Here is a 5563-nt window from a genome sequence, read left to right on the forward strand (position 1 = left end):
ATAGCTGATAGCTGATAGCTTCCCATTCATTCAGCCCCCATCTACATTTAACCTGCTAAGTTAAAAATAATTAATTTATAAATAAAGGACTACCCATGAAAGCTGTTATTCCTGTTGCTGGCCTTGGTACGCGTATGCTGCCTATGACTAAAGCAATCCCTAAAGAAATGCTACCAATTGTAGATAAGCCACTTATACAATACATAGTAAGTGAGTGTGTAGCTGCTGGTGTTAAAGACATTGTACTTGTAACGCATAGTTCTAAAAACGCCATAGAAAACCATTTTGATACTAGCTACGAGCTTGAAGCAACGCTTGAAAAACGCGTTAAGCGTGCTCTGCTTGAAGAAGTACGCTCTATTTGCCCTACCGATGTAACAGTTATGAGTGTACGCCAAGGCGAAGCTAAAGGCCTAGGCCACGCTATTTTGTGTGCAAAGCCAATTGTGGGCGATAACGATTTTATTGTACTGCTGCCAGATGTGATACTTGATGCTTACACAGCCGATCAAAAAACTGAAAACCTAGCCGCGATGATCAAACGCTTTAACGAAACTAAAGCAAGTCAAATTATGCTTGAGCCGGTAGCACAAGAAGATGTAAGTAAATACGGTATTGCTGATATAAACGGCGTGCAATTAACGCCAGGCAACAGTGCGGCAATTAAAACCATGGTTGAAAAGCCTGAAGCTGATAAAGCGCCTTCAAACCTTGCTGTAGTGGGGCGTTATGTACTGAGTAAAAATATTTGGCCACTACTTGCCAAAACGCCAGTAGGCGCTGGTGGTGAAATACAATTAACAGACTCTATTGATGCGTTAATGACTCAAGAAACCGTTGAAGCATTTCATATGAGTGGCCGCTCGCACGACTGTGGCGATAAGCTAGGCTACTTAAAAGCAATCGTAGAATACGGTATGCGCGATACTAAGCTTGGCGATGATTTTGGCCAATACTTAACGTCGTTAGTTAACGATGAGCCGGCTGCGCAATCTGATAATGTTGTAAATTTATAATATTGTAGAGTTTATATTATTTTTAAGCGCGGCTACATGACGCGCTTTTTTGTGGGTGTATATATTTGGTTAGTACCAAGTTGTTATGTTTTGCGTGAGTAAGCTTCACGCCTACGACATTGTGTTTTTACCGTAGGCCCTTGCTTGTTGGCGCATTTGGAATTAATGGTGCATTTATTAATGCAAAACGTCTGACACGAGGAAAACTCGCTACTACTTAAATGCCTTACTCATTTACTCCTCTTTTTCTTCTCTTTGTGCAATAGGGTTTTAACTAACTTATTTACATAGAGGTTAAGTGACGCTGCGCTATAGAGGGTCATGTTGTAGCAGCGGCTTTATGCCGCGTTAAGGCTAAACGCGAGGTAAACTCGCTACTGCTTAAGTGCTCTCCTCATTTACTCCTCTTTTTCTTCTCTTTGTGCAATAGGGTTTAAAGTAACTTATTCACAAAGAGGTTAAGAGGCGCTGCGCTGTAGAGGATAACGTTGTAGGCGCCTTGCTCGCTGAGGCATTTGGAATTAATGGTGCATTTATTAATGCAAAACGTCTGGCAAAAGGAAAACCCGCTACTACTTAAATGTCTTACTCATTTACTCTTCTTTTTTCTCTTTCTGCAGTAGGGTTTTAAGTAACTTATTTACAAAGAGGTTAAGAGGCGCTGCGCTGTAGAGGGTAAGGTAGTAGTCGCGGCTTTATACCGCGTATTGAGTATTAGTGACAAACATGAGGTAAACTCGCAGTTTTGCGTGAACAAGCTTCACGCCTTCGTAGGTTTTATGCTCGGAGTAAACCCTTATTTTGTAGGCGCCTTGCTTGCTGGCGCACTTAGGCTAAATTTAAGCTTTTAAAAGCAAAGCTTTAAGGTGCGCCTTTAATAAACTCTAAAAATTTGCAAATACGGCTAACCTTGCAAAAGTTTCTCCGTATACATCTTTTCCCTGATAAAGCTCTGCGCCCCAACTTTGGGCGCCCATTATTGGTTTGCTTAACTTACGTGTATAGGCTGTTTGTAGCTCATAGCTAGTTTCATACCCTTCACGCTTATTTTTGAGCATACGAATAGTGGTATTGAGCGTTTCTATGGAGCTTAATTGCCAATGCCAATTTATACTCATTGTTTTGGCTGGCGTGTAGTCGGTGTAATTGTGCTCATCACCCGCCCAATGGCCGATAACATTACCTGAATTACGGTTTCCATCTTTGTAAATGCTATTTGCATACCAGCTTTTTTGTAAATTACTGTGCTCAAAACGAAGGCTATGACTATTTGCTATAAAAGGTAAATACAGTCCAAAACTGTAGGCGTTATTGCGTGAACCACCCAGCGTATCTTCAAGTGCGACTTCGCCATAAAGTTCAAACGGAAGAGAATAAAGGCTGTTATTATACTCAAACGTTATAGAGCCTAATTGATCGCCAAGCTCATAGTTTGCATCAACTTCATCGGCATCCGAGCGAGTTATATTATCTTTGCTACCTGGTGTAAAAAAACCTTCGGCAAAGTCTTTTAGCGTCACGCTACGTGGCCCGCCACCAAATTGCATTAAGCGGCTTAAACCAATGGTTAAATCATCGGTAACTGCAAAGCTTGTATGCAAACCAAATAAATACGGCTTACCTGGCTTATATTGACGTATAACATCTCTTTGCTTTGTACTTTCAAGTATTTCTCTTTGCTCTGTCATTTGGCTAATAAACATGTCGTATCTAATGTTAAAGCTAGTGATTGGGTTTACGTTACTAAGCGTTATAGAAGGTGTAGTTTTAGCTTGTGTGCTTAATAACATAGCGCTGTCTTCAAAGGGAGAGTACCAATGCTCACGGTAACCAATATCTAGTTGGGCGTATTTATACCCTAAGTATATAAAGCTTTGCGTTGGGAGTATTTCGTCTTCGTTGGCTATACCCGCAACACTAACACCAAAGTGGCGTCCAAAGTTTGCATAAGCGCCGCCTTCAGCAATTAAGTTATTTTTTGTGGTTTGCCCACGCTGGTTTGGCAGTGTTTTATCTTTTGTACCTGCGGCTATGGTTAACTTTGCAAAAGCGCCTGCATCACTTTGTATGTAGGGGCTAAGTTGATAAGAAAGTGTTTGGTATAACTCAGGGTAAGTATGCCTAACAGTTTGCAGCACTCTATAAATATCATGCGCTTTATAGGGCTTACTCATTATGTGCGTATTTTTACTTACAGCTAAAAGGCGTTGTACTTGGTGCTCAAGCTCGGGTACTTGATTTAAAGGTAAATATGGTGAAACCCCGCCTTTAGCCATTACATTTGCACTGATTGCCATCCCGACAAGTAGCGATATTTTTTTTAGCATATTTATTCCGTTAGCAAAAAATTGTTTAAGTAAAAAACGTTAATGCGAGGTTAGCAATAAATGGCAGAGTTAGAAAGAGAAAGACTCACCCTATGTAGATAATTACTAGCTATTTTAAGTAAGCGCCTTATTTTTAGCCCAAATGAACTTTGACGCTAAGTTTTATTTTATAGGCCGCAGTTTGGTGGCATATTTGCAATTTATTATGCATATATATTGATGCAAAACGTTTTACGCGAGGTAAACTCGCTGCTACATGTATGTTTTCTCATTTTTTCTCTTTGTGCAATAGGGTTTTAAGTAATTTATTCACAAAGAGGTTTAGAGACGCTGCGCTTTAGATGGTAGCGTTATAGGCGCCTTGCTTGCTGGCGCACTTAGGCTTTATGCCTAGTTAAACAATAAATTTAGACGCGAGGTAAACTCGCTGCTACTTGCATGTTTTCTCATTTTTTCTCTTTTGCTTCTCTTTGTGCAATAGGGTTTTAAGTAATTTATTCACAAAGAGGTTTAGAGACGCTGCGCTTTAGATGGTAGCGTTGTAGGCGCCTTGCTTTCTGGAGTTTAAAGGTAGTGCTTTTACAGTGGTTATTATATTTTAAAGCCATGAGAAGCTTCGCTTCTAACGTGAGCAAGCTCTACGTCTACAGCCCAAATAAGCTCTGAAGCTAAATTTATTGTAGGCGTCTTGCTGCATAGTATAGATGTTTCAATTGCGTGAGCAAGCTTCACGCCTACTAATAAAATATAACCGTATTTATTGTAAACGCGATGCTTAATAATTTATTCTGGCTAACAGCTAACAGCTAACAGCTAACAGCTAACAGCTAACAGCTAACAGCTAACAGCTAACAGCTAACAGCTAACAGCTAACAGCTATTTTTCTTGCATAAAGTTGGTTTTTTGTTAACCTACCTGCCTTCCTTTTTTAGCTTGTTGGGGTGTATATGGCGTTGTTATCTCGTTCGATATTGGCGTTGTGTTTAGCACTTTCAAGTTCTGCAGTTTTAGCTCAGTCGCAGTGCGATGTTGAGTTGAGTCATGGCTTAATAATTACCGACGACGTTATACGTATTCTTGATAAAGGCCAAACCCGCGTGCAAATTAATAACAATAACCAGCTATTTATTCGTGGTTATTGGGTTGATTTAAGCACAGAAGAAAGCAAAGTACTTGAGCAATTTAGTAATGGTATTCGCCATACGGTGCCTGAGCTTGTTAACTTAGCCACTGATGGGGTTAACTTAGGTTTAAGCGCCATTGAACATGTGGTTGAGGGTATGTCTGACAAAGAGCCAGAGGTACTAAAAACACAGCTCCAGTACGTAGAGCGCGCGCTTATGGATAAATTTAAGCGCGGCGATGACTTCTTTTTTATTGCTCCACAATCTCTCTCGCAAATTGATGATTTTTTCACTAAAGAAATAAGCCAGCAAATACATTCTGCCGTACATGGCTCGTTAGGCGCTATTTTAATGTCACTTGGTGATGCATTTAAATCACGCGAAGGTAATATTGAAGACCGCATTAACGACATGGGCCAACGTATGAATATTATCTCTAAAGAAATAGATAAATCACTACAAAAAAAGGCCCAGCAACTTGAGCTTAAAGCCTCTGAGTATTGCGAATGTTTAAACGCACTTGATGTGACCGAATCGCGCTTGCAAGCGATAGTTCCGGGCATGGCTGACTTTGATTTAGTGCAGATAAAATCGTAAGGAAAGTGGGGGTTATAAGCTATAAGCTGTTAGTTATTAGTTATTAGTTATTAGCTGTTAGCTATCAGTCTTAGGCTTTAATTGCGTTTTGGGTGTCTATTTCTTCAAATACTTCTAAGCTAAAAGTAAATAGCTAGGATTAAGTCGATGAACTTTAAAAACTTAGAAGTTTGGAAACGTTCAGCCCGTTTAAGTGCTGATATATATAAAATCACGAGCTCGATAAAAGATTATGGGTTTAGAGATCAATTAACACGCTCTGGTTTGTCTGTTCCTAGTAATATAGCCGAGGGGATGACCAGAGACAGCAATAAAGAAAAAGTTAGATTTTTAGATATTGCTCGCTCATCAATAGCTGAAGCAAGAACGCAAATTTATATTGGAATAGATATTTGTTATATAGATAAATCCGTTGGTCGAAAGTGGCTTGATGAAACCGTAGCGCTTTCAAAAATGTTGACTAGTTTAATCGCAACATTAAAAATGACCGCTGACCGCT

Annotated in this window: 4 protein-coding genes; 3 read left to right on the forward strand and 1 reads right to left on the reverse strand. The window is 39.8% G+C overall.

Translation table 11 applies throughout. From position 1 onward, the window contains the following. Positions 1–95 precede the first annotated feature (95 nt). Positions 96–1016 carry a UTP--glucose-1-phosphate uridylyltransferase GalU gene (gene galU, locus CWC16_RS19075; RefSeq protein WP_138542667.1) on the forward strand — a complete coding sequence of 307 codons (921 nt, stop codon included), beginning with the start codon at positions 96–98 and terminating at the stop codon, positions 1014–1016. Positions 1017–1900: 884 nt separating this feature from the next. Here galU and CWC16_RS19080 read toward each other — a convergent pair. Next, the gene (locus CWC16_RS19080; RefSeq protein ID WP_138542668.1) at positions 1901–3343 is read right to left on the reverse strand and encodes a capsule assembly Wzi family protein; all 1443 of its coding nucleotides are present in this window, start codon (positions 3341–3343) and stop codon (positions 1901–1903) included. Between the two features lie 947 nt (positions 3344–4290). Here CWC16_RS19080 and CWC16_RS19085 point away from each other — a divergent pair. Together CWC16_RS19085 and CWC16_RS19090 are read left to right on the forward strand one after the other, a co-directional pair. Further along, positions 4291–5064, forward strand: coding sequence for a YggN family protein (locus CWC16_RS19085; RefSeq protein ID WP_055018931.1), 774 nt, complete (start codon positions 4291–4293; stop codon positions 5062–5064). Positions 5065–5211: 147 nt separating this feature from the next. Further along, a partial coding sequence (locus CWC16_RS19090) for a four helix bundle protein (protein ID WP_138542669.1) occupies positions 5212–5563 on the forward strand: 352 nt, incomplete at its 3' end.

This window comes from Pseudoalteromonas sp. S3776 (genome assembly GCF_005886915.1).
GTDB lineage: Bacteria > Pseudomonadota > Gammaproteobacteria > Enterobacterales > Alteromonadaceae > Pseudoalteromonas.